This is a genomic window from Neisseria sp. HMSC31F04 (assembly GCF_001807735.1).
GTDB classification, from domain to species: Bacteria; Pseudomonadota; Gammaproteobacteria; order Burkholderiales; family Neisseriaceae; genus Neisseria; species Neisseria elongata.
Window position 1 is genome coordinate 75,849 of record NZ_KV790835.1, and the last position, 24,291, is coordinate 100,139.

At 52.0% G+C, this 24,291-nt stretch carries 22 protein-coding genes and 1 pseudogene; 12 read left to right on the top strand and 11 right to left on the bottom strand.

Annotation, left to right across the window (positions count from 1 at the left end):
* The first annotated feature begins 85 nt into the window (after positions 1-85).
* From nadC to HMPREF3107_RS11065, 11 genes and pseudogenes are all read left to right on the top strand, one after another.
* Positions 86-967 carry a carboxylating nicotinate-nucleotide diphosphorylase gene (gene nadC / locus HMPREF3107_RS11025; RefSeq protein WP_070455471.1) on the top strand — a complete coding sequence of 294 codons (882 nt, stop codon included), beginning with the start codon at positions 86-88 and terminating at the stop codon, positions 965-967.
* Positions 968-1,273: 306 nt separating this feature from the next.
* The gene (ettA, locus tag HMPREF3107_RS11030; protein ID WP_070455473.1) at positions 1,274-2,950 is read left to right on the top strand and encodes an energy-dependent translational throttle protein EttA; all 1,677 of its coding nucleotides are present in this window, start codon (positions 1,274-1,276) and stop codon (positions 2,948-2,950) included.
* Positions 2,951-3,132: 182 nt separating this feature from the next.
* Positions 3,133-7,149: pseudogene (locus HMPREF3107_RS11035) on the top strand (DEAD/DEAH box helicase); the annotation flags it as partial.
* Positions 7,150-7,450: 301 nt separating this feature from the next.
* Positions 7,451-7,534 (top strand): hypothetical protein, encoded by an 84-nt coding sequence (locus HMPREF3107_RS12835; protein ID WP_246828637.1) that lies wholly within the window; start codon positions 7,451-7,453, stop codon positions 7,532-7,534.
* Positions 7,501-7,677 (top strand): type ISP restriction/modification enzyme, encoded by a 177-nt coding sequence (locus HMPREF3107_RS12840; RefSeq protein ID WP_371327486.1) that lies wholly within the window; start codon positions 7,501-7,503, stop codon positions 7,675-7,677. Before HMPREF3107_RS12835 ends, HMPREF3107_RS12840 begins: the two co-directional genes overlap by 34 nt.
* Positions 7,674-8,408, top strand: a complete 735-nt coding sequence (locus HMPREF3107_RS11040; protein WP_070455475.1) for a type ISP restriction/modification enzyme — start codon at positions 7,674-7,676, stop codon at positions 8,406-8,408. The genes HMPREF3107_RS12840 and HMPREF3107_RS11040 overlap by 4 nt, the downstream gene beginning before the upstream one ends.
* A gap of 228 nt (positions 8,409-8,636) precedes the next feature.
* Positions 8,637-9,158 carry a hypothetical protein gene (locus HMPREF3107_RS11045; RefSeq protein WP_070455477.1) on the top strand — a complete coding sequence of 174 codons (522 nt, stop codon included), beginning with the start codon at positions 8,637-8,639 and terminating at the stop codon, positions 9,156-9,158.
* 81 nt (positions 9,159-9,239) lie between these two features.
* The gene (ychF, locus tag HMPREF3107_RS11050) at positions 9,240-10,331 is read left to right on the top strand and encodes a redox-regulated ATPase YchF (protein WP_070455512.1); all 1,092 of its coding nucleotides are present in this window, start codon (positions 9,240-9,242) and stop codon (positions 10,329-10,331) included.
* 47 nt (positions 10,332-10,378) lie between these two features.
* Positions 10,379-11,848 (top strand): P-loop ATPase, Sll1717 family, encoded by a 1,470-nt coding sequence (locus HMPREF3107_RS11055; RefSeq protein ID WP_070455479.1) that lies wholly within the window; start codon positions 10,379-10,381, stop codon positions 11,846-11,848.
* A 22-nt stretch (positions 11,849-11,870) separates the two neighbouring features.
* Positions 11,871-13,169 (top strand): tyrosine--tRNA ligase, encoded by a 1,299-nt coding sequence (gene tyrS / locus HMPREF3107_RS11060; protein WP_070455480.1) that lies wholly within the window; start codon positions 11,871-11,873, stop codon positions 13,167-13,169.
* A 132-nt stretch (positions 13,170-13,301) separates the two neighbouring features.
* Complete coding sequence (locus HMPREF3107_RS11065) at positions 13,302-15,011, top strand: proline--tRNA ligase (protein WP_070455482.1); 1,710 nt, start codon at positions 13,302-13,304, stop codon at positions 15,009-15,011.
* 313 nt (positions 15,012-15,324) lie between these two features.
* Here HMPREF3107_RS11065 and accD read toward each other — a convergent pair whose 3' ends face one another.
* The 11 genes from accD to HMPREF3107_RS11120 form a co-directional block, all read right to left on the bottom strand.
* Positions 15,325-16,194, bottom strand: coding sequence for an acetyl-CoA carboxylase, carboxyltransferase subunit beta (accD, locus tag HMPREF3107_RS11070; protein WP_070455484.1), 870 nt, complete (start codon positions 16,192-16,194; stop codon positions 15,325-15,327).
* 160 nt (positions 16,195-16,354) lie between these two features.
* The gene (locus tag HMPREF3107_RS11075) at positions 16,355-16,810 is read right to left on the bottom strand and encodes a hypothetical protein (RefSeq protein WP_070455486.1); all 456 of its coding nucleotides are present in this window, start codon (positions 16,808-16,810) and stop codon (positions 16,355-16,357) included.
* 93 nt (positions 16,811-16,903) lie between these two features.
* Complete coding sequence (gene trpA / locus HMPREF3107_RS11080; protein WP_070455488.1) at positions 16,904-17,695, bottom strand: tryptophan synthase subunit alpha; 792 nt, start codon at positions 17,693-17,695, stop codon at positions 16,904-16,906.
* A 72-nt stretch (positions 17,696-17,767) separates the two neighbouring features.
* Entirely contained in the window at positions 17,768-18,229 is a 462-nt protein-coding gene (locus tag HMPREF3107_RS12665) for a hypothetical protein (RefSeq protein ID WP_246828635.1), read from the bottom strand.
* Between the two features lie 91 nt (positions 18,230-18,320).
* The gene (locus HMPREF3107_RS12670; protein WP_070455494.1) at positions 18,321-18,779 is read right to left on the bottom strand and encodes a hypothetical protein; all 459 of its coding nucleotides are present in this window, start codon (positions 18,777-18,779) and stop codon (positions 18,321-18,323) included.
* A gap of 319 nt (positions 18,780-19,098) precedes the next feature.
* Positions 19,099-19,332 carry a hypothetical protein gene (locus HMPREF3107_RS11095; RefSeq protein WP_070455496.1) on the bottom strand — a complete coding sequence of 78 codons (234 nt, stop codon included), beginning with the start codon at positions 19,330-19,332 and terminating at the stop codon, positions 19,099-19,101.
* 41 nt (positions 19,333-19,373) lie between these two features.
* Positions 19,374-19,574, bottom strand: coding sequence for a hypothetical protein (locus HMPREF3107_RS11100; RefSeq protein ID WP_240317889.1), 201 nt, complete (start codon positions 19,572-19,574; stop codon positions 19,374-19,376).
* A 7-nt stretch (positions 19,575-19,581) separates the two neighbouring features.
* A complete protein-coding gene (locus HMPREF3107_RS11105) occupies positions 19,582-20,061 on the bottom strand; it encodes a hypothetical protein (RefSeq protein WP_070455500.1) in 480 nt (159 codons plus the stop codon).
* An 11-nt stretch (positions 20,062-20,072) separates the two neighbouring features.
* Positions 20,073-20,492: a hypothetical protein gene (locus tag HMPREF3107_RS11110; protein WP_070455502.1), complete on the bottom strand. Its 420-nt coding sequence runs from the start codon at positions 20,490-20,492 to the stop codon at positions 20,073-20,075.
* Positions 20,493-20,548: 56 nt separating this feature from the next.
* On the bottom strand, positions 20,549-21,907 hold the full coding sequence (locus HMPREF3107_RS11115; protein WP_070455504.1) for a PFL family protein: 1,359 nt from the start codon (positions 21,905-21,907) through the stop codon (positions 20,549-20,551).
* A gap of 187 nt (positions 21,908-22,094) precedes the next feature.
* Positions 22,095-22,367: an ACT domain-containing protein gene (locus HMPREF3107_RS11120; protein ID WP_004565737.1), complete on the bottom strand. Its 273-nt coding sequence runs from the start codon at positions 22,365-22,367 to the stop codon at positions 22,095-22,097.
* 468 nt (positions 22,368-22,835) lie between these two features.
* On the opposite strand from HMPREF3107_RS11120, the gene gdhA reads away from it, so the two are divergent.
* The gene (gene gdhA / locus HMPREF3107_RS11125; protein WP_070455506.1) at positions 22,836-24,173 is read left to right on the top strand and encodes an NADP-specific glutamate dehydrogenase; all 1,338 of its coding nucleotides are present in this window, start codon (positions 22,836-22,838) and stop codon (positions 24,171-24,173) included.
* Positions 24,174-24,291 lie beyond the last annotated feature (118 nt).

Sequence of the window (24,291 nt, forward strand, 5' to 3'; positions counted from 1 at the left end):
CCGTACTGGTTTAAATTTAATCCACTATAAAATAAAGTTTTGCCCCGTCGGTGCAACATCCATCTTTTTCAATAAAGGAAACCCCATGTCGTCTGAAAACACCCTCTTCCCCCTGCCCGACACCCTGTTGCGCCCCATAGTCGAACAAGCCTTGCACGAAGACTTGGGCAGGCGCGGCGACATTACGTCCGCCGCCGTCATCGCGCCCGACAAAACCGCCAAACTCTTCCTCGTCAGCCGCGAAAACGGCGTTATCGCCGGTATGGACTTGGCACGCCTCGCCTTTCAGACGATGGATCCGTCCGTCCGCTTCCAAGCTGAAATCCAAGACGGGCAAGCCGTCCGCGCAGGTCAGACGCTGGCTGTCGTCGAAGGTAACGCCCGCGCCCTGCTTGCCGCCGAACGCACCGCGCTCAACTACCTCACGCACTTGAGCGGCATCGCCACCGCCACCGCGCGTGCCGTTGACGAAGTCGCCGAATATGGTACAGACATCGTGTGCAGCCGCAAAACCATCCCCCTGCTGCGCGTCCTGCAAAAATACGCCGTCAGGGCGGGCGGCGGCACAAACCACCGCATGGGTTTGGACGACGCCGTACTCATCAAAGACAACCACCTCGCCTATTGCGGCAGCATCGCCCAAGCCGTGCAGCAGGCAAAACAGGCTGTCGGACCGTTGACCTGCGTGGAAATTGAAGTGGACACGTTGGCACAACTGGACGAAGCCATCGCAGCGGGTGCGGAACGGATTTTGCTGGACAACATGGATGACGAAACCCTGAAAGAAGCGGCAAACCGCTGCCATACGCAAACCGCCCACCCCCACACCGTCTATTGCGAAGCATCGGGCGGCATCGGCTTCGACCGCCTGAAGCGCGTGGCACAAACCGGCGTGGACGGCATCGCCCTCGGCTATCTGACCCACAGCAGCCGCTCGTTAGACATAGGCTTGGATTTCGTGGCGTAAGTTCAATGACACATCGATATCCAATTTCCCCCAAAATAGAAAAATAGAAAAGGAGGCCGTCTGAAACCTGTTTTCAGACGGCCTCAAATCCGAATTTCAAATTCCGGGCTTCAATTGATATGCCGTATCCGTACCCTTCCGCATAGTGTCCGCCGCGATTGAAAATAAGCCGAACATCGGCTTAAATCGGCTAATTCCGATTTATCTTCATCTATTTTTTCTCAAAACATCATCCGTGCAAGCAACAATCGGTGCAATCGGTTAAAATGGGCCGTCTGAAATTTGTTCGACCGAATCGAGAAAACCATGTCCCAACAATACGTCTATTCTATGCTGCGCGTGAGCAAGGTTGTGCCGCCGCAGAAAACCATCATTAAAGATATTTCCCTTTCTTTCTTCCCCGGCGCGAAAATCGGCCTGCTCGGTTTGAACGGCGCGGGCAAGTCCACTGTTCTGCGGATTATGGCGGGTGTGGATAAGGAATTTGAGGGCGAAGCCGTGCCGATGGGCGGCATCAAAATCGGCTATCTGCCGCAAGAGCCGGAGCTTGATCCTGAGAAAACCGTGCGCGAGGAAGTGGAAAGCGGTTTGGGTGAAGTGGCCGCCGCGCAGAAACGTTTGGAAGAAGTGTATGCCGAGTACGCCAATCCCGATGTGGATTTTGACGCACTGGCGGAAGAACAGGGCCGCTTGGAAGCGATTATTGCGGCAGGTTCGTCAACCGGCGGCGGTGCGGAGCACGAATTGGAAATCGCCGCCGATGCGCTGCGCCTGCCGGAATGGGATGCCAAAATCGGCAATCTGTCCGGCGGTGAAAAACGCCGCGTTGCCTTGTGCAAACTCTTATTGAGCAAACCCGATATGCTGCTGCTGGACGAGCCGACCAACCACTTGGATGCGGAATCGGTGGAATGGCTGGAGCAATTCTTGGTGCGTTTCCCCGGTACAGTCGTTGCGGTAACGCACGACCGCTACTTCTTGGACAACGCCGCCGAATGGATTTTGGAACTTGACCGCGGACACGGTATTCCGTGGAAAGGCAATTACTCGTCTTGGCTGGAGCAGAAAGAAAAGCGCTTGGAAAACGAGGCGAAATCCGAAGCCGCGCGCGTGAAAGCGATGAAGCAGGAATTGGAATGGGTGCGCCAAAATGCCAAAGGCCGCCAAGCCAAGTCCAAAGCGCGTTTGGCGCGTTTTGAGGAAATGAGCAACTACGAATACCAAAAACGCAATGAAACGCAGGAAATCTTCATTCCCGTCGCCGAGCGTTTGGGTAACGAAGTGATTGAATTTGTGAATGTTTCCAAGTCGTTCGGTGATAAAGTGCTGATTGACGATTTGAGCTTCAAAGTGCCTGCGGGCGCGATTGTCGGCATAATCGGCCCGAACGGCGCGGGTAAATCGACGCTGTTCAAAATGATTTCGGGCAAAGAGCAGCCTGATTCCGGCGAAGTGAAAATCGGGCAAACCGTGAAAATGAGCCTGATTGACCAAAGCCGCGAAGGTTTACAAAACGACAAAACCGTGTTCGACAACATTGCCGAAGGTCGCGATATTTTGCAGGTCGGGCAGTTTGAAATCCCCGCCCGCCAATATTTGGGACGCTTCAATTTCAAAGGCAGCGACCAAAGCAAAATCGCCGGCAACCTTTCAGGCGGCGAACGTGGGCGTTTGCACTTGGCGAAAACCTTGTTGAGCGGCGGCAATGTGTTGCTGCTGGACGAGCCGTCCAACGACCTCGACGTGGAAACCCTGCGCGCGCTGGAAGACGCATTGCTGGAATTTGCCGGCAGCGTGATGGTCATTTCGCACGACCGGTGGTTCCTCGACCGCATCGCTACGCATATCTTGGCTTGCGAAGGCGATTCGAAATGGGTCTTCTTCGACGGCAACTATCAGGAATACGAAGCCGATAAGAAACGCCGACTCGGCGAAGAGGGCGCGAAACCGAAACGTATCCGCTACAAACCGGTAACCCGCTAAAGCATGAAGAGGCTACCTGAAAGCTTATTGTCCAGCTTTCAGGTAGCCTCTTTGTTCAGTTTCCAAATAACAGTTCAAATAAATTTAAGTGTGCACTAATGACCCCGCTGACCAACTTGCTCTCCCAACTCCGCCAACAAAGCCAAACCGTCCGCGACCAAGGCACGGCCTTTGAAAATTTGATGGTTGCCTATTTCCAAATCGAACCCTGCTATAAAGAGCTGTATCAAAACGTACAGCCCTACGGCACATGGGCGTCGGAGCATTTAAACGAACTGGATTTGGGCGGCACAACCGACGCAGGTATCGACTTGGTCGCCACCACCTTCACGGGCGAACATCACGCTATCCAATGCAAAAACTACGCACCTGACCACACGCTGCAAAAGAAAGACATCGACAGCTTCTTCACCGCGTCGGGTAAAACGCACTTCAGCAACCGCATTATCGTTTCTACCACCGACAAATGGTCGAAAAACGCCGAAGATGCACTGGAAGGGCAGCATATTCCTGTTTCCAAAATCACCCTGTCGGATTTGGAAAACAGCGTTATCGACTGGACGCAATACCACATCGGCGAACCGCCGAAACGCAAAAGCAGAAAATCACTCCGCCCTCATCAGCAATCGGCGCTAACCGCCGTGTCAAACCGCTTCGCACGCGGCGAAACACGCGGTAAGCTGATTATGGCCTGCGGAACGGGTAAAACGTTCACTTCGCTGCGGATTGCCGAACATTTGGCCGGCAAGGGTAAGCGCGTACTGTTTCTCGTCCCCAGCCTGTCGCTGCTTTCCCAAACCCTTCGAGAATGGACGCAGGATGCCGATTTGCCGCTGCGCAATTTCGCCGTTTGCTCCGATAGCGAAGTCGGCAAATATAAAAAAGACGATGACCGCGCCATCGTCCGCACCAGCGATTTGAACTACCCTGCCACCACCAACGCCAAAAGCCTGTATCAGGCGGCCAGCGTGTTGCATGACGCAGAACACATGACCGTCGTCTACTCCACCTACCACTCCATCGATGTCATTCATCAGGTGCAGGCACAATACGGGCTACCTGAATTCGACCTGATTATTTGTGATGAAGCGCACCGCACCACCGGTGCAACGTTTGACGGCGACGACGAATCCGCCTTTGTCCGCATACACGATTCCGGTTACATCAAAGGCGCAAAACGTTTGTATATGACTGCTACCCCGCGCATCTATGGCGAAAACGCCAAAGAAACAGAAAACGTGGTTTTGTATTCTATGGACGATGAAACCCATTACGGCAAAGAATTTTTTGTCCTAACATTTTCCCAAGCCGTTTCAGACGGCCTGTTGGTCGATTACAAAGTCATCGTCCTAGCCATCGAAGAAAGCCACATCCAACGCCGTATCCAAAACCTGCTCACCGACGGCAACAACGAACTCAAAGTCGATGACGCCGCCAAAATTGTCGGTTGCTGGAAAGCCCTGTCCAAATACGGCCTAAACGGTGAAGAAGGTGCACTGTACAATCCTATGCGACGTGCCGTTGCTTTCTGCCAAGTTATTGAAAAAGAATATAAAGGCAACAAACACAAAGTCAGCTCCAAACTGATTGCCGAAATGTTCCAGGCCGTGATTGAAGAGTACCAGCAGGCGGAACGCACCGCCCTGCTCAAACAAAATCCCGATTTGAAACTGCCACCGCAACTAACAATGACCTGCGAAGCCGAACATGTGGACGGCGGCATGAATGCGGGTGAAAAAGAAAGCAGGCTGCAATGGCTGAAAGCACCCGAAGGGCTGCCTGAAAACACCTGCCGCATCCTCTCAAATGTGCGCTGCCTATCCGAAGGCGTGGACGTTCCCGCGCTGGATGCCGTATTATTCCTCACCCCGCGCAATTCCCAAGTCGATGTCGTGCAGTCGGTCGGCCGCGTTATGCGCCGTGCCGAAGGCAAACAACAGGGCTACGTTATCCTGCCCGTCGTTATCCCCGCGGGTATAGAAGCCGAAGACGCATTGGACAAAAACGAAAACTACAAAGTTGTCTGGCAGGTTTTGAACGCCCTGCGCGCGCACGACGATCGCCTTGACGCGATAATTAACAAATTGAAGTTCGGCGGCAAAGACACACAGAAAATGGAAGTCATCGCCGTTGCCGACAAAATCGCCCCGAAAGCCAAGAAACAAAGCAGCGGTGATAAAGCTCGCAACAAGGCACGCGGCGGCAACGCAATCGGTACACCCGATACCCCCGCGCCCATACAAGAAACCCTCCAATTCGAAATCGGCGAAATCGAACGCGCCCTCTATGCCAAAATCGTCAAAAAATGTGGCAACCGCCGCCATTGGGAAGACTGGGCGGGCGACATCGCCAAAATCGCCCGCACCCATATTGACAGCATCAATGCTATTCTAGAAAACCCTGCCAACGAAGCCGAACGCACTGCCTTCGAAGCCTTTGCCGCAGAACTGCGTGACGACCTCAATAACGCCGTCAGCGACGAAGAAATCGTCGAAATGCTGGCGCAGCACATGATTACCAAACCCGTGTTCGACGCACTGTTTTCCGATTACAGCTTCGCCGAACACAACCCCATGAGCCGCGCCATGCAGAAAGTGCTGGATTTATTGCAGCAGAAAAACCTCCACAAAGAGCGCAATACCCTGCAATCCTTCTACGACTCCGTCCACCTGCGTGCCAGCGGCATCGAAACCGCCGAAGGTAAGCAAGAAATCGTCCTAGAACTCTACGACAAATTCTTCCGCAACGCCTTCCCGCGCATGACCGAACGGCTCGGCATCGTTTACACGCCCGTCGAAGTTGTCGATTTCATCATCAAAAGCGTGGAAGACGTCTTACAGCACGAATTCAAAAGCAGCCTGCAAGACAAAGGCGTGCATATCCTCGACCCCTTCACCGGCACAGGCACCTTCATCACCCGCTTGCTGCAAAGCGGCATCATCCCACACGACAGGCTGCCTGAAAAATACCAAAGCGAAATCCACGCCAACGAAATCGTCCTGCTCGCCTACTACATCGCCGCCATCAACATCGAATCCGCCTACCACGGCATACTGGCAGGCAACATTGACGGCAACGTTTCAGACGACGTCCCCTACGTTCCCTTTGAAGGTATCTGCCTGACCGATACCTTCCAAATGTATGAGAAAGGCGACATGCTGGACGAAATGCTGGTGGACAACAGTGCACGCCGCAAACGGCAGAAAGCCTTGGACATCCGCGTCACTATCGGCAATCCGCCCTATTCCGCAGGGCAGGAATCCGCCAACGACAATAACGCCAACATCGAATACCCGCATCTGGACGCACGCATCCGAGAAACCTATGCCGAACACTCCGCCGCTACCAATAAAAACGCCCTGTACGACAGCTACATCCGCGCCATTCGCTGGGCATCCGACCGCATCGGGCAGCAGGGCGTTATCGGCTTTGTAACCAATGCAGGCTGGGTGGAAGCCAATACAGCAGACGGATTGCGCAAATGTTTGGCAGAAGAATTTTCTAGCCTGTATATCTTCCACCTGCGCGGTAACCAACGCACATCAGGCGAACGTTCTCGCAAAGAGGGCGGCAAAATTTTCGGCTCAGGCAGCCGCGCGCCGATTGCCATATCGATTCTCGTCAAAAACCCGCAGTCCGAAAAACAGGGGCGGATTTACTTCCACGACATCGGCGACTACCTGACCCGCGAACAGAAGCTGGAAACCATTGCCGAACTCGGCAGCATCAACGGCATTGCCGAACGGCAGGGCTGGCGAGAAATCGTCCCCGACGAATTTAACGATTGGCTCAACCAGCGTGACCCGAATTTTGATAATTACATCAGCTTGGGGGATAAAAAGGATAAAGATGCACTAGTGGTGTTTGAAAATTATTCGAGAGGTATTGCAACAAGCCGAGATATTTGGTGCTACAACTTTTCAAACAGCCTTCTGCGTCAGAATATGCAGAAGATGATTCACTTTTATAACAGTGAAGTGGCACGCTTTCAGGCAGCCTGCAAAGGGCTACCTGAAAACCGGCAGCCTGAAATTGACACATTCATCAATTATGATGATGCAAAGATTAGCTGGAATAGAAGTTTGAAAAATGATTTTGCCAAACAGAAAATTCATAAATTTGAAGAACAGTCTATGAGAATCGGTTTGTACCGCCCATTTACTAAAAGCCCTGTCTATTTCAACAGACAGTTTAATGATATGGTTTACCAAATCCCGATGTTGTATCCGAACTTACAGGCTAGCAATCAGGTAGTTTATCTAAGCGGTCTTGGCAATTCAGGAAAAGATTTTTCGGCTTTAATAACCAATGTGATACCGGACTTGAATATGCAACATTCCGGTGGGCAAGGCTTTCCGAAAGATTTGTATGAATTTTCAGACGGCGTAGAAACAGCCGAACGAACGAACGAACGAACGAACGAACGAACGAAATTATATACCACGAAGTACCGTCCAATATCGCCATCTGCCTCCCACGACCGGCGGCAAGGGCTTCTCTGTGCTTATCACCGACCAAATCCCCGATTTACACCTTATCGGCGATGCACAGTGCTTCCCCATGTTCCTCTACGAGACGGAGTAACCAACATGACGATTTGTATTACAGGCTTGGGCACGACCAAAGGCTTTTCCGTACTGATGACCGATGCGATACCCGATGTCCAGTTGCAGATGAACGGGCAATGCTTCCCCATGTTCCTCTACGAAACGGAGGAAGCACAATGAGCCAGCAAAAACTATTTGCCACTGAAATGCCGTCTGAAAAGCAGCCTGCACAGAAAAAGCTAGTGCGCCGCTCTGCCATCACCGACGATGCGCTGGCGCATTTCCGCGAGCCGTATTCCGCCGCCGATGCCGCCCGAATTGGCAGAGAAGACATCTTCTATTACATCTACGGCCTGCTGCACAGCGAAGAATACCGCGAGCGCTACGCCGACAATTTAAGTAAACAGCTCCCGCGCATCCCGCGCATGAAAACTTACGCTGATTTTGCCGCATTCAGCAAAGCGGGGCGTGATTTGGCGGCATTGCACCTGAACTACGAAACCGTACCGATGTATCAGGGCGTGAAACTTTCAGGCAGTCTGAAAGATTTGAAACTTGCCCCGCAGCAAATCATCGGCGGCGCAGACGAAGACTTCCGCGTGGTCAAAATGAAATTTGCCAAAAAAGACGATAAAACCAAAATCGTCTACAACGGCAAAATTACCGTGGAAAACATCCCCGAAGCCGCCTACGATTACATCGTAAACGGCAAACCCGCCATTGAATGGGTGATGGAACGCCAGGCCGTAACCACCGACAAAAAATCCGGTATCACCAACGATGCCAACGACTGGGCAGCCGACACCATACACAACCCGCGCTATCCGCTCGAACTGCTCCTGCGCGTCATCACCGTCAGCCTGGAAACGCAGAAAATCGTCCATGCCCTGCCGAAGCTGGATATTGTGTGAGTAATCTGTCTGAAAAGCAAAACAGGTTTTTCAGACGGCCTCTTATCAAGCAGAGAAAAGAAATAAGCGGCAGGGCGGCAAACAGGCCAAGAGGCCGTCTGAAAAAAGCATATGCCCAAGCCCCCTGCCCGCTTCTGACATAAAGCAAAACCATACCGTATACATGCCGTTATAATGCCGCCGTTTTCAGACGGCCTGAAAGAACCTCCCCACACACAGAGTATCACCATGAAAAAACTCCTCCTCATCGGCGCAATCCTGATGCAACCCGTTTACGGTGCAAAACTCCCCGCCTCCGTAGACAGCGAATTGCAGGAACTGGCCCGCTTCTGCCGACTTTTGGGTGGCCGACCGCACGGTTTCCAACAGGCTGTCGAACGGGCCGACCTCAACGGCGACGGCATCACCGACTATGTCCTCGACGATAGCGAACTGCAATGCTACGGCGCGAGCGGTTCGGTGGGAATGTTCGGCAACCGCAACGGCGGCGGCGTTACCGTTTTTCTCGGCCGTGCGGATGGAAAAGCCGAAAAAGTATTTTATTACAGCGCGTTCGGTGCAAAAATCGATTATGTCGGCAAACAGGTGAAACTTTACCTCGGCATGGCGGGCACATACTGCGGCCAAACGCCCGAAAGCGAAAAACGGGACGGCTACGAAAAATGCAGCCGACCGTTGAAATGGAACGACAAATCGCGCCGGTTTCAAATCGACATGCAAACCAAGCGTACCGCCCTGCATTGGTGGTAACCCGTCTTTCAGACGGCCTGAAACGCACGGTTTATGCTACAATCGCGCGTTAAATTTTCTTTACTGAATTCAGGAAAAACCATGAGCTTGAAATGCGGCATCGTCGGCCTGCCCAACGTCGGCAAATCCACCCTCTTTAACGCGCTGACCCAATCGGGCATCGAAGCGGCGAACTACCCCTTCTGCACCATCGAACCCAACGTCGGCATCGTCGAAGTGCCCGACCCGCGCATGGCGGAGCTGGCAAAAATCGTCAATCCGCAAAAAATGCAGCCCGCCATTGTCGAGTTCGTCGATATTGCCGGTTTGGTTGCAGGCGCGAGCAAAGGCGAAGGCTTGGGCAACCAGTTCCTTGCCAACATCCGCGAAACCGACGCCATCGTCAACGTCGTGCGCTGCTTTGACGACGACAACATCGTCCACGTCGCAGGCAAAGTCGATCCGATTGCCGACATCGAAACCATCGGCACCGAATTGGCACTTGCCGACCTCGCCAGCGTCGAAAAAGCCATCGTCCGCGAAGAAAAACGCGCCCGCTCAGGCGACAAAGACGCGCAAAAACTGGTCGAGCTGTGCAAAAAACTGCTGCCGCATCTGAACGAAGGCAAGCCCGTCCGCTCATTCGGTTTGGACGCGGAAGAACTCGCCATGCTCAAACCGTTGTTCCTGCTGACCGCCAAACCCGCCATGTATGTCGGCAACGTTGCCGAAGACGGTTTTGAAAACAATCCGCACCTCGACCGCCTGAAAGAATTGGCTGAAAAAGAAAACGCCCCCGTCGTTGCCGTTTGCGCCGCAATGGAGAGCGAAATCGCCGAGCTGGAAGACGACGAAAAAGCCGAATTCCTCGCCGAGATGGGCTTGGAAGAACCCGGCCTCAACCGCCTGATTCGCGCGGGCTACGATCTCTTGGGTCTGCAAACCTACTTCACCGCTGGCGTAAAAGAAGTCCGCGCCTGGACCATCCGCAAAGGCGACACCGCCCCGCAAGCCGCCGGCGTCATCCACACCGACTTCGAACGCGGCTTCATCCGCGCCCAAGTCATTTCCTACGACGACTTTGTCTCGCTCGGCGGCGAAGCCAAAGCCAAAGAAGCCGGCAAAATGCGCGTGGAAGGGAAGGAATATGTCGTGCAGGATGGGGATGTGATGCACTTTTTGTTTAACGTATAAATTGCACACGATAATCATTTCAATAGTAACTAAAGTGAGATTTAGCCATGGCCGGAAAAAATTATCTAAAAAGAATGGATTTTGGTAATGAAGCTGCTGATGATGTTGATGATGAAGAATTAAAATCATATTTTGTAATGCAAGAGGGATTCGAAAATTTTTTAAAAGAAAATAAAAGATTACAAGTAATTAAAGCCAAAAAAGGCATGGGTAAGTCTGCATTAATCAAATGGATTGGTCTTGAGGTTTCTGAAAAATATAAGAATGCTTTAGTAATTAAAATACGAGGTAGTGAACTGTCTCGTGAAAATTTCAAACTTACAAACCAATTAACTGAACCAAATGATTATATTAGCGACTGGATTATTAGATTATGTGCAGTTGTAAACCGTGAATTAGCAAAGAAAATAAATTTCGCATATGGAGATGATGAAATTTCTTTAGTTGAATCTACTGAAGTGCAAGGTTTCAAGGAAAGAAATCTTATATCTTGTCTTTTGGAAAGATTTAAAAATATTCTTGGTAAATTTCAGCCAGAACCAACCACTAATATTAATCATCCTGAAATTTTAAAGAGAATAGAATCTCTTAACTATTCAAAAATTTGGATATTAATTGATGATTTAGATGCAACTTTTCAAAATACCAATAAAGAAAAAGTTAATTTAGGCAGCTTTTTTTCAGCATGTCGTTATATGATTCAGGATTTAAAGGGGGTGAACTTCAGAATAACCCTGCGTAGTGATGTGTGGCCTGTAATCAGACGACACGACGAAGCCATGGATAAAATTGAACAATACATATCAGAAATTGAATGGACAGAAGAGGATTTTAAACAAATATTATGCCGACGAATTCAAAAAGAATTTCCTGATGATTCAATCAACTTAACCGATGATGAATTATTAAAAAAAATTTTTAAGCCTACTGTTTTTTGGAATGAAAAACAGGTTCCTACTTATCAAGTTCTGTATATTTTGGCATATAACCGCCCAAGATGGGGAGTTCAACTCTGTAAACTTGCACAAGTTGATGCTCTAAGAAAAAATATGCTTCATATCGAAAAATTGAATATTGATGCCCGTTGGGGAGAGTATGGTTTAAAACGAATTGCTGATTTAGTAGTCGAACATAAGCATCAATGTATCCAGATTGAAGATTTAATTAATTATTTTCGAGGATTAGAAAGAAGGTTCTCTCAACCAGATTTACTTGAACTTCTTAGAAAAAAAGTTCTAGGGTCTATGACTATTCAAATAGATGGACAGACAATTCAAAAAAGCAAACCGGAAGCTATCGCAGATTTTTTATTTCGTATTGGTTTCATTGTAGCTCGGGCAGAAGAAGAACACTATGGATACCATCACTATTCCTATTCAGAATTACCAGATCTATTTTCTGGTAAAAATAGTGATGGATTCAGCTTAATGTGGGAAATCCATCCCTGTTACCGAGAAGCACTAAATATTAAAAAATTAAATGCTGAACAAAGAAATCAAAAAAATCTATCCCATTAATTTAAGGGCTATTTAACCACTTATGACCTCCGTTATCCAAGACTTGAAAGCGCGCGGCCTTATCGCGCAAACTACCGACATCGAAGCCTTAGACGCTTTGTTAAACGAACAAAAAATCGCCCTCTACTGCGGTTTCGATCCGACCGCCGACAGTCTTCATATCGGCCACTTGCTGCCCGTATTGGCATTGCGCCGTTTCCAACAGGCGGGGCATACGCCGATCGCTCTGGTGGGCGGCGCGACCGGTATGATCGGCGACCCCAGCTTCAAAGCGGTAGAGCGCAGCTTGAATTCCGCCGAAACCGTTGCCGGCTGGGTAGAAAGTATCCGCAACCAACTGAAACCGTTTTTGAGCTTTGAAGGCGAAAACGCCGCCATTATGGCGAACAACGCCGACTGGTTCGGCAGCATGAACTGCCTCGATTTCCTGCGCGACATCGGCAAGCATTTCTCCGTCAACGCCATGTTGAACAAGGAATCCGTCAAACAGCGTATCGAGCGCGACGATATGGGTATTTCCTTCACCGAGTTCGCCTACTCCCTGCTGCAAGGCTACGATTTTGCCGAACTGAACAAACTTCATGGCGCGGTTTTGGAAATCGGCGGCTCCGACCAATGGGGCAACATCACCGCCGGTATCGACCTGACCCGCCGTCTGAATCAAAAACAAGTATTCGGCCTGACCCTGCCGCTGGTCACCAAATCCGACGGCACCAAATTCGGCAAAACCGAAGGCGGCGCGGTATGGCTGAATGCGAAGAAAACCTCGCCGTATCAGTTCTACCAATTCTGGCTGAAAGTGGCCGATGCCGATGTGTATAAATTCCTGAAATACTTCACCTTCCTGTCTATCGAAGAAATCGACGCTATCGAAGCGAAAGACCAAGTCGGCGGCACCAAGCCCGAAGCGCAACGCATCCTCGCCGAAGAAATGACCCGCCTGATTCACGGCGAAGCCGCCCTGCAAGCCGCGCAGCGCATTTCCGAAAGCCTGTTTGCCGAAGACCAAAGCAGCCTGACTGAAAGCGACTTCGAGCAGCTCGCCCTCGACGGCCTGCCTGCATTTGAAGTTTCAGACGGCCTCAACGTCGTTGAAGCCTTAGTCAAAACCGGCTTGGCTTCTTCCAACAAAGAAGCGCGCGGTTTTGTGAACAGCAAAGCGGTATTGCTCAACGGACAAGCCGCCGAATTGAACAACCCGAACCACTCCGCCGAACGACCCGACGATGCTTATCTGTTGACCGACGCGCACAAACGCTTCGGCAAATACACCATCGTACGACGCGGTAAACGCAACCACGCGCTCTTGGTTTGGCAATAAACCTGAAATGACAGAGGCCGTCTGAAAAACATTATTTCAGACGGCCTCATTTGTAGTCGGCAAGAAAAACATACCCTTCCGGCCGTTTCGCGGTAAAATCCGCCTGCCCTCAATTTGACAAGATTTAACATTATGAAAGCCAGCCAATTTTTCATTTCCACCCTGAAAGAAGCCCCTGCCGAAGCCGCGCTTGCCAGCCACAAGCTGATGATTCGCGCCGGTCTGATCAAAGCCAACGCGTCCGGCCTTTATACTTGGATGCCGATGGGGCTGCGCGTGTTGCGCAAAGTCGAAAACGTCGTGCGCGAAGAAATGGCGCGCGCGGGCAGCGTGGAGTTGCTGATGCCGGTGGTGCAGCCTGCCGAGCTGTGGCAGGAATCCGGCCGCTGGGAATTTTACGGTAAAGAACTGCTGCGCCTGAAAGACCGCCACGACCGCGATTTCTGCATGGGCCCGACCTGCGAGGAAGTCATCGCCGACATCGTGCGCAAAGAAATCAACAGCTACAAACAGCTGCCGAAAAACTTTTACCACATCCAAACCAAATTCCGCGACGAAGTGCGCCCGCGCTTCGGCGTGATGCGCGCACGCGAGTTCGTCATGAAAGACGCTTATTCCTTCCATGCAGACTACGCCTCGCTTCAGACGACCTATGATGCCATGTACGACGCCTACTGCCGCATCTTCACCCGTCTGGGCTTGGAATTCCGCCCCGTCGCCGCAGACACCGGCAGTATCGGCGGTACCGGTTCGCACGAGTTTCAAGTGTTGGCGGAAAGCGGCGAAGATGTGATTGCGTACAGCGACACTTCCGATTACGCCGCCAATGTCGAGCTGGCACCGACCTTGCCGCTCAAAGGTGAACGCGCGGCCGCTCAGGCAGAGCTGGCCAAAGTACACACGCCGAACGTTAAAACCATTGATTCATTGGTTGACTTCCTCAGCATTCCGATTGAAAAAACGCTGAAATCCATCGTGGTCGAAGGCGAAAACGAAGGCGAAATCGTCTTATTGCTGTTGCGCGGCGACCATGAGTTCAACGACATCAAAGCCGAAAAACTCGCGGGCGTAAAATCTCCGCTGACCATGGCTGATCCTGCCGCCATCCGCGCGCAGTTCGGCGCAAACGGCGGCTCGCTCGGCCCCGTCGGCTTCACAGGCAAAGTCTATGCCGATTTTGCTACCGAAAAAGGCGCGGACTGGGTTATCGGCGCGAACGAAGACGACTACCACTATACCGGCTTCAACTTCGGCCGCGACGCTGCCGAGCCTGAGTTTGTCGATTTGCGCAACGTCGTTGAAGGCGACGAAAGCCCCGACGGACAAGGCCGTCTGAAACTGGCGCGCGGCATTGAAGTCGGACACGTCTTCCAGTTGCGCGACAAATACACCCAAGCCATGAACGTGAGCTTCCTCGACAACAACGGCAAATCGCAAATCATGGAAATGGGCTGCTACGGCATCGGCATCACCCGCGTCGTTGCCGCCTCCATCGAGCAGAACAACGACGAAAAAGGCATCATCTGGACCAAAGCGATGGCACCGTTTGAAGTTGTTATCGTGCCGATGAACTACAAAAAATCAGACGCCGTTCGCGAAGCCGCCGACAAAATCTACACCGAACTGCTGGCGGCAGGCGCAGACGTCCTCCTCGACGACCGCGACGAACGCGCAGGCGTACTGCTCAACGACTCCGAGCTTTTGGGCATCCCGCACCGCATCGTCATTGGCGACCGCGCCTTGAAAGAAGGCAATGTCGAATACGCCGAACGCCGCAACAACGAAGCACAGACTGTACCGACAGGCGAAATCGCCGCGAAAGTGCTGGCAGCGTTGAAATAATATCGGCAAATGACAAAAAGGCCGTCTGAAAACCCAAAAACAGGTTTTCAGACGGCCTTTTAATTGGGTTTCAAGCCGCTTAGGCAGTAACCGCAGGTTCTTCACGGCATAACAGGGTAATCAATGCGCATCACGGTTCTTGCCTTCCACCATGTACACCGCCGCAATCGAACAGCGTATGTAATACACCGCAATGGGAAAAATCATTGCAAATGTGCGGGCAGCGTTGAAATGGCCTGCCCGATATCCAAAAGGCCGTCTGAAAAACCGAAAACAGGTTTTCAGACGGCCTTTTAATTGAGTTTCAAGCCGCTTAAGCAGCCACCATGGGATCTTCACGGCGCAGCAGGGTAATCAATGCGCTCAAGCGTTCTTTCATTTCGCGGCGGTCGGTAATTTGATCGATTGCGCCTTTTTCCAACAGGAATTCGGCACGTTGGAAACCTTCGGGCAGGGTTTCGCGTACGGTCTGCTCAATCACGCGCGGGCCGGCGAAGCCGATTAAGGCATTCGGTTCGGCCACCACGATGTCGCCCAAAAAGGCGAAGCTGGCGGAAACGCCGCCCATGGTCGGGTCGGTGAGTACGGAGATGAACGGCAGGCCTTTTTCGTTCAACAGGTGCAGCGAGGCACTGGTTTTGGTCATCTGCATTAAAGAATTCAGGCCTTCCTGCATCCGCGCACCGCCCGATGCGGCCACGCAGATAAAGGTGCAGTTGTCGGCCACCGCACGGCGCACGCCTTTGACGAAGCGTTCGCCCACTACGGAACCCATCGAACCACCGATGAAGCGGAATTCAAATGCGGCAATGACGACCGGCAGGCCGTTCATTTTTCCCTTCATCACCACCAGCGCGTCGTCTTCGCCGGTGGTTTTTTTCGCGGCGGTCAGACGTTCGGGGTATTTTTTGCTGTCTTTGAACTTCAGGATGTCGGTCGGCTTCACATTGTCGCCGATTTCCTCGCGGCCTTCTTCGTCGAGCAGCAGATCAAGCCGTTCGCGCGCCGACATGGCGTTGTGGTGGTTGCATTTTGGGCAGACTTTGGCGTTTTGCTGCAACTCGGTGGCGTAAACCGTGGCGGAACAGGCCGGGCATTTGTGCCACAGGCCTTCGGGCACGGCGGATTCGCCTTTGCCTTCGCGTTTGATTTTCGGCGGGAGGATTTTGTCTAACCAACTCATGGTTTGCTCCGTTTTTTCAGACGGCCTCGATATCCGGCTGAAAGTTTAGATGATTCGGAATACGGCACGCCGCAATGCGGGCCGGAGGGGAATTCAAGCCGCACATGGTAGCCAATGGCGGCTGTTTAGGCAAGTCTTACTCCGATGACTCATATCATTTTCAGGCGGCTTCAAAGGCAGACAGCAGGCGTTGCCAGCGTTCTTGCCGTACATAATGACAGCCCTCGCTTTTGCGGTATTCCGAAAGATTTTCCAAATCAATATAAAGGCCGGGCAGCCGTTTCAGGTTGCGGGCAAGAGCGGGGTCGAGGATGGTCAGGTGCCGGGCGAGTTGTTGGGCAAAACGATATTTTTCGTATTGCGCCACTTCGGCGGCAGGTATGGGACAGTTTCCCCATGAATCACCCGGCCACGGGCTTTCGGCGGCCTTCAGCGGCAGGCAGATGCTTGAACCGGCTGCACATTGGAACAGGATGGCAGTATCGGGGCGCTGCAACACAGGGTTATAGAGCGAAAGCAGTAATTTTACCCCGTCTCCGCCTGCGGGCGGCCAGCATGCCCAATATTTGCCCCATACCGCGCCGTTCAGGTAAATATCGGCCCTGCTGACCGGCAATCGTTACCGAAATCGGGGCAGATTTCCCAACACAGGCTGTCTAAAGCAATATCCGTATCCGCAGCCATGGTTTCCTTCGCTCCGCTTGTTTTTTCAGACGGCTTCAACCGCCTGTTTCAGGCTTTTTACCAGTGCGCCGACGGCTTTTGCTTCGCTTCCGGCATTGCTTTCGATTTCTTTCACGATGCGGCTGCCGACGATGACGGCATCGGCCACCGCGCCGATTTTACGCGCGCTTTCGGCATCGGAAATACCGAAGCCCACGCCTATCGGCAGGCTGATGTGGCGGCGCAGGACGGCGATTTTGGCCGCCACTTCGTCGGTATTCAGCTGTGCGGAACCGGTTACGCCTTTGAGCGACACATAATAGACAAAGCCGCTGGCGAGTCTGCCGATTTCGGCCATCCGCTCTTCGCTGGTGGTCGGGGCGACGAGGAAGATAGCATCCAAGCCGTGTTTCTGCAGTTCTTGTTGCAGCGGGGAAATGGTTTCAACGGGATTGTCCACGGTGAGCACGCCGTCCACGCCCGCCTCGGCGGCGGCACGCGCAAACTCTGCATTGCCCATTTTGTGTATCGGATTCAGGTAGCCCATCAGAACGACGGGGGTGTCGTCGTCGCGTTCACGGAAACGGCGCACGGTTTCCAATACGTTTTTCAGGCTGACGCCGTTTGCCAGGGCGCGTTCGGCGGCGCGCTGGATAACGGGGCCGTCGGCCATCGGGTCGGAAAACGGGATGCCCAGTTCGATGATGTCCGCGCCGTTGGCGGCCATTTCGTGCATGGTTTCCAATGTGGTTTCAAGGTTCGGGTCGCCGGCGGTGATGTAGGGAATCAGGGCTTTTCTGCCGTTGAGTTTTTGAAAGGCGGTGGTGATTCTGCTCATGTTTTACTCTTTTGGAGTTGGTCGGTTTTCAGACGGCCTGTATTCCTATTTGGAAACAGGCCGTCTGAATGTTTATTTTTTGGCGTTTCCCATGGCCTCTTTCTGGCCGGCTTCCACCAGGCAAGATACGCCTGCCGCCGCTTTGGTTACGCCGTTGAGTTTGGAGAATGGGACGGGTTCCCCGATTACTTTCTTTTTCAGATCCATTTTCCGTACGGTCTGATCGGCGCATTGGGTTTGATAAAACTCGGCCTTGTCGGCATTTTTCATATATTCGCCCAATGTTTTTGCAGGGGTTACGGCAAAACCCGCACCGGTTTGATAAGTGGCCGCCATGCTGATGGAAGCGATTTTTTTGTCTTTTTTGCCGCCGTCTACGAAGATGTAGGCTTTGTCCAAATCATCGTAATCCGAGCCGTACAGCATATAGCCGTTTACTGCTTCCAGTTCTTTCATGTCTTTAAATGAAGGCTCTGCGGCAAATGCGGCCGGGGCCAGTGCCAACAATAGGGTATACATCAGTGTTTTTTTCATTTCTTTCCTTGCGATTTTCAATATCTTCATTTTCAGACGGCCGGTTTGGCAGAGGCCGTCTGAAAACGGAATTTTAGCAAAACAAATAATCTTATTTTTTGTTTTCTTGATTTTTCTTATAGCCTTCTTCAGCCATACACGAAATATGGGCAGCCATTTTGCCGACACCGTTGAGCTTGGCAGCCGGAACGGCTTCGCCCAATACTTTATTGGCTTGATCCAATTTGCGGACGGTTTTGTCGGCGCACTGGCTGTAATAAAACTCTGCTTTATCTCCGTTGCGCAAATAATCCGCCAAAGTTTTACCCTGCACTACGGCAAACCCGGGATAGCCGTCAAATACACTCACCAGATTGATGGAAGCGATTTGGCCGTCTTTTTTACCGCCGTCCACAAAAATATAGAATTCATCCCCACTCTTAGATTCCCCACCGTAAGTTGTATAGCCGTCTACGGTGTCGAGCTTTTTCAAATTTTGAAAAGAGGGTTCTGCGGCAAACGCAGCGGGAGCCAGTGCGCACAGCAGGGTACATATTAAAAATTTGTTCATATTTGCCTTTTCTGCTTTGAAAGTATGTTTGTTTTCAGACGGCCTGCATTCCCGTCAGGAAACAGGCCGTCTGAAAATCGGATTTTAACAAAATAAAAAATCCCGTTTTGGTTTTTCAGGCTTTTTCAGCCTGTTTTCCCAAACACGAATAATCGGCCGCCACTTTGCCGACACCATTGAGCTTGGCAAAGGGAACGGGTGCACCCAATGCTTGATTGGGCGCATTCGTTCTGCGGACGGTTTCATCGGCGCATTGGGTTTGATAAAACTCTGTCCGATCGCTGTTGTCCGCATATTCCGCCAGCGTCTTGCCCCCCCACTATGGTAAATCTCGATCACCGCCCAATGCATTGTTTAGATTGATGGAAGAGATTTGGCCGTCTTTTTCTCCGCCGTCCACCAAAATATAGGCTTCCTGCGAGAGTCCGGACTGCATACCGTAAGCCGCATAGCCGTCTACTGTTTCCAGTTTTTTCAAATCCTGAAAAGACAGGCCGGCGGCAGAGGCGGCAGATATGGATGCGGCCGCCGCAAATAATAAAATCTTTTTCATTCACTCACCTTTCCAAAAAAAGCTTTTCAGACGGCCTTTTATCATCTAGCCGTCTGAAACATTTTTTCTGCGATACGGTTTACCGCCGCTTCCAATGCCGCAGTTTCGGCAGCTGTCCAATGTTCGCTGCTGCTGATAATCTGCCCGTAAACCAAATCGCATTTGAGGCGGAAGGGTTTCTGCACGGGCAGGAATGCGAAACAGAAAATATCGGCTTCGGGCGCGAAAACTTGTTCCAGCAATACAAAGTCAGGCGCATTCTGGAGCGCGGCGGCAAGGGCAAGGCAGCGTCCAATCGTTCTTATCATGGAATTTCACACGTTTGTTTACTTTGCCCTCAAAAATGGCCAAGAAATACCGCTTTTTAAAATTCGCGCATATGCGGTATTCAAAGTATTCCCTATTTAATATCTTTTCCGCTTTTGCCCGCTCTTTGCCGTTTTGCCACATCAACCATATCCCGACGGCAGCCGCTGCAACCAGCGCGATGACACCGCCAATATTTCCCAAAGCATTCAAACCCAAAGCCACGAAAATAAAGGCCGGCAGCAACGCCTTCATTACCGCCATAAAATAGGCTCGCCAGCCGAATTGTTTTTTTATCCACTTCCGATAAGCGTCAAGATTAGCAATTGGTTCGTAAACTACCCACGAAATTTCGGCTTTGCCTTGCGCCAGTTCCGACTGGACTTGCGTTAGGGTATCTCTTGCGGTTTGGTTGAAATCCATGTTTTGTCCTTTCAGACGGCCTGCCGTCCGCTTGGCGGCAGGCCGTTCAATTCTTGTAGCACTTCCTTCATCAAACAGCCTTTGCCCTTGCCGAAGCCTTTGTTTCGCGCGCTGAAATTCGTTTGCGCGGTAACATCGCGCCAACGCAGGGAAACAAAACGCTTGGTGGCGAAATCATCGTATTCTATTTCAAAATCAAACACGCGGTAATCGGCTGTCATGACCACGCCGGAAATCCAATTCCCGCCCATGCTTTCGCTATCGTACAAATCATGGAAAATACAAGTCTGCAAATCGATATTTTTCTGCGCTATCAGCGTTTGCACCAGCGGCGGGATTTTTTGCGGATGTTCGCGCCAATAACACGCTTCATTCAGCACGGCTTCTTTCTGCAAACGGTTCTGTTCCTGAACACTACGAGATTTCGCCATATTTCACCCTCCGTCAAAACCCTATTTCAGGCCGTCTGAAAAAGCAACCTGCCCCGTCAGTTCTTCATCGACTGCACTGGCGCGGGAATGCGTCCGCCTCGGTTCACGAACACTTCGCAGCTTCCTTCCTTCACCGGCATAATCGGCGCGTAGCCCAACAAGCCGCCGAAGTCCACGCTTTCGCCCACGCCTTTGCCGGTAACGGGGATGATGCGCACGGCGGTGGTTTTGCTGTTAATCATGCCGATGGCGGCTTCGTCGGCGATGATGCCGGCAATCGTGGCGGCGGATGTGTCGCCCGGCACGGCCACCATGTCCAAACCCACGGAGCACACGGCGGTCATGGCTTCCAGCTTGTCCAGCGTCAGGATGCCACTTTCCGCCGCCGCAATCATGCCTTCGTCTTCCGACACGGGGATGAACGCACCGCTCAGCCCGCCGACGGCAGACGAGGCCATCATGCCGCCTTTTTTCACCGCGTCGTTCAACAGTGCGAGTGCGGCGGTGGTGCCGTGCGTGCCGCAGACGGTCAGGCCCATGGCTTCCAAAATGCGGGCGACGGAATCGCCGACGGCGGGCGTGGGCGCGAGCGACAAATCCAAAATGCCGAACGGGATGCCCAGCATTTTCGCCGCTTCCTGCCCGATGAGTTCGCCCACGCGCGTGATTTTGAACGCGGTTTTCTTCACGATTTCGGCGATTTCGGTCAGATTTTGGCTGTCGCAGTCTTTTAAGGCAGCCTGCACCACGCCGGGGCCGGACACGCCCACGTTGATAATCGCGTCCGCTTCGCCCGAGCCGTGGAACGCGCCCGCCATGAAGGGGTTGTCTTCCACCGCGTTGCAGAACACGACGATTTTGGCACAGCCGAAGCCTTCTGGCGTGATGTCGGCGGTGCGTTTTATCGTGTCGGCGGCCAGTTTCACCGCGTCCATGTTGATGCCCGCGCGCGTGCTGCCGATGTTGATGGAGCTGCACACGATATCGGTGGTTTTCATGGCTTGGGGAATGGAGCGAATCAGCACTTCATCGGCGGGCGAAATGCCTTTTTGCACCAGCGCGGAAAAGCCGCCGATAAACGATACGCCGATGGCTTTTGCCGCCTTATCCAGCGTCTGCGCGATGGAAACGTAACTGTCCGCGCCCGTGGCCGCCGCGATTTGGGCGATGGGCGTGACGGAAATGCGCTGGTTCACAATCGGCACGCCGTATTTGGCCGACAAATGCCGCGCCGTCTGCACCAGGTCTTTGCCGATGCGGGTGATTTTGTTGTAGATGTTTTGGTTTAATTGATTGATGTCCGGCGAAATGCAGTCGTGCAGGTCGATACCGATGGTGATGGTGCGCACGTCGAAGTTTTGGTCGGACACCATGCGGATGGTTTCGAGGATTTCGTTGGAATGCAAGTTACTCATTGAGGTTTCCTTATGGTTTATGGCTACGTGCTGTCCGCATCAATTCAGCGGAGCAAACGGCAGCAAAGGATGGCCAACCACAGCGCGAAATACAGGGCAAGACTGATCAGTCGGATTGTTCCGGCAACGAAAAATTTGCGTGCGTCCATATCCGCCTTCAAACCGCCCTCCCCTTTTCAGACGGCCTTTAAATCCTGTGCATGGCGTTAAACAGCTCTTCGTCCTGCATGCGGATGTCCAGCGCAAGCGTTTTTCCCGCCTGTGCGAAAACGTCCAGCATTTCCTGTCGCGATTTCGGGCATTTGGCTGTGTCGGCCAAAATAATCATGGTGAAATAGTCGTCCATCAACTGCTGGCTGATATTCAGGATGTTGATTTGGTTTTCGGCCAAAAGTTTGGACACATCGTAAACAATGCCGATGCGGTCTTTACCGATAACGGTAATAACAGAATGAGACATGGGAAATCCTTGGAAAATGTTTCAATACGCAGGGCCGCACATCTAAAGTACAGCCCTATTTTGAAGGGCATTGACAACCCAAATAAAGAAGTTTAACCAGTAAACAGGCCGTCTGAAAAAACGACCGTACAGAAGGCGGACACACTCTATCGCGTTCACTGCAAAAAGGCAAATCATGGCCGCAAAAGACAAAATTGTAGACAATCTTTCATTTAAATAAAAATACCTTATTTTGCCATTAAATTTCTAAAAAATGCATTATTAGACATTATTTATGCTTTGAAATTGAATTTTATAAAATCAGTTTTTAAATTGTAGACATTTTTTCATTTTATTTTTCCATAAATCAGCCAAAATCAGACGTAAAGAATTTGTCAAATGTAGACAATCGCACTAGACTGCACCGCATCGTTTTCCCATATCCCACATTCCCAAATTGCAATAAAACTTAGAACTAAGGAAACTGCCATGAGCGACCTGAACAGCCTGTTCCAAACCATCAAACGGCGCGATCCCAATCAAGCCCCCTTCCATCAGGCGGTGGAAGAAGTATTCATGAGCCTGCAACCCTTCTTGGCAAAAAATCCGCAATACACCAAACAAGGCCTGCTGGAGCGCATCGTCGAACCCGAGCGCGTAATCATGTTCCGTGTTTCCTGGGTGGACGATAACGGACAAGTCCAAGTAAACCGCGGCTACCGCGTACAGATGAACTCCGCCATCGGCCCTTATAAAGGCGGCCTGCGCTTCCACCCAACCGTGGACTTGGGCGTATTGAAATTCCTAGCCTTCGAGCAAGTGTTCAAAAACGCATTGACCACCCTGCCCATGGGCGGCGGCAAAGGCGGCTCTGACTTCGACCCCAAAGGCAAATCCGATGCCGAAGTGATGCGTTTCTGCCAAGCCTTTATGAGCGAGCTTTACCGCCACATCGGCGCGGACACCGACGTACCTGCCGGCGACATCGGCGTGGGCGGCCGCGAAATCGGCTTCTTGTTCGGCCAATACAAAAAACTGCGTAACGAATTTACATCCGTCCTGACCGGCAAAGGCCTGACCTGGGGCGGCAGCCTGATCCGCCCCGAAGCCACCGGCTACGGCACGGTTTACTTCGCACAATCCATGCTGCAAACCAAAGGCGACAAACTCGAAGGCAAACGCGTGGTGATTTCCGGCAGCGGAAACGTGGCGCAATACGCCTGCGAAAAAACCATCCAACTGGGCGCGAAAGTGCTGACCGTATCCGACTCCAACGGTTTCGCCTTGTTCCCCGACAGCGGCATGACCGAAGCACAACTCGCTGCTTTAATCGAGCTGAAGGAAGTGCGCCGCGAACGCGTCTCCGTGTATGCCAAAGAGCAAGGCTTGCAGTATTTTGAAAACCAAAAACCGTGGGGCGTAAAATGCGACATCGCCCTGCCTTGCGCCACCCAAAACGAACTGGACGGCAAAGACGCGGCCACTCTGCTGGCCAACGGCGTCATCTGCGTGGCCGAAGGCGCGAACATGCCGTCCACACTGGAAGCGGTGGAAGCCTTCCTGAAAGCCAAAATCCTGTACGCGCCGGGCAAAGCATCCAACGCGGGCGGCGTGGCCACCTCCGGACTGGAAATGAGCCAAAACCACATCCGCCTGTCTTGGTCGCGCGAAAAAGTGGATAAACGCCTGTTTGACATTATGGCCAATATTCATGAAAACTGCGTGGCCAACGGCACGGAAAACGGCTATACCAATTATGTGAACGGTGCGAACATCGCCGGCTTCAAAAAAGTGGCCGATGCCATGCTGGCACAAGGTATCGTATAAGTAGGATTGCGTGCCTAAGTCATCACAAAGGAGAGAAACGAAGCCGTCTGAAACACAGTTTTCAGACGGCCTCAATCATAATCTGCATGAGACCTTTGCAAAATTCCTTTTCCTCAGC

Excerpts from the sequence above, each read along its gene's own strand:
- nadC (WP_070455471.1), top strand. The coding sequence starts at position 86 with ATGTCGTCTGAAAACACCCTCTTCCCCCTGCCCGACACCCTGTTGCGC.
- ettA (WP_070455473.1), top strand. The coding sequence starts at position 1,274 with ATGTCCCAACAATACGTCTATTCTATGCTGCGCGTGAGCAAGGTTGTG.
- HMPREF3107_RS11040 (WP_070455475.1), top strand. The coding sequence starts at position 7,674 with ATGAGCCAGCAAAAACTATTTGCCACTGAAATGCCGTCTGAAAAGCAG.
- HMPREF3107_RS11045 (WP_070455477.1), top strand. The coding sequence starts at position 8,637 with ATGAAAAAACTCCTCCTCATCGGCGCAATCCTGATGCAACCCGTTTAC.
- ychF (WP_070455512.1), top strand. The coding sequence starts at position 9,240 with ATGAGCTTGAAATGCGGCATCGTCGGCCTGCCCAACGTCGGCAAATCC.
- HMPREF3107_RS11055 (WP_070455479.1), top strand. The coding sequence starts at position 10,379 with ATGGCCGGAAAAAATTATCTAAAAAGAATGGATTTTGGTAATGAAGCT.
- tyrS (WP_070455480.1), top strand. The coding sequence starts at position 11,871 with ATGACCTCCGTTATCCAAGACTTGAAAGCGCGCGGCCTTATCGCGCAA.
- HMPREF3107_RS11065 (WP_070455482.1), top strand. The coding sequence starts at position 13,302 with ATGAAAGCCAGCCAATTTTTCATTTCCACCCTGAAAGAAGCCCCTGCC.
- accD (WP_070455484.1), bottom strand. The coding sequence starts at position 16,194 with ATGAGTTGGTTAGACAAAATCCTCCCGCCGAAAATCAAACGCGAAGGC.
- trpA (WP_070455488.1), bottom strand. The coding sequence starts at position 17,695 with ATGAGCAGAATCACCACCGCCTTTCAAAAACTCAACGGCAGAAAAGCC.
- HMPREF3107_RS12665 (WP_246828635.1), bottom strand. The coding sequence starts at position 18,229 with ATGAAAAAAACACTGATGTATACCCTATTGTTGGCACTGGCCCCGGCC.
- HMPREF3107_RS12670 (WP_070455494.1), bottom strand. The coding sequence starts at position 18,779 with ATGAACAAATTTTTAATATGTACCCTGCTGTGCGCACTGGCTCCCGCT.
- HMPREF3107_RS11095 (WP_070455496.1), bottom strand. The coding sequence starts at position 19,332 with ATGAAAAAGATTTTATTATTTGCGGCGGCCGCATCCATATCTGCCGCC.
- HMPREF3107_RS11105 (WP_070455500.1), bottom strand. The coding sequence starts at position 20,061 with ATGGATTTCAACCAAACCGCAAGAGATACCCTAACGCAAGTCCAGTCG.
- HMPREF3107_RS11110 (WP_070455502.1), bottom strand. The coding sequence starts at position 20,492 with ATGGCGAAATCTCGTAGTGTTCAGGAACAGAACCGTTTGCAGAAAGAA.
- HMPREF3107_RS11115 (WP_070455504.1), bottom strand. The coding sequence starts at position 21,907 with ATGAGTAACTTGCATTCCAACGAAATCCTCGAAACCATCCGCATGGTG.
- HMPREF3107_RS11120 (WP_004565737.1), bottom strand. The coding sequence starts at position 22,367 with ATGTCTCATTCTGTTATTACCGTTATCGGTAAAGACCGCATCGGCATT.
- gdhA (WP_070455506.1), top strand. The coding sequence starts at position 22,836 with ATGAGCGACCTGAACAGCCTGTTCCAAACCATCAAACGGCGCGATCCC.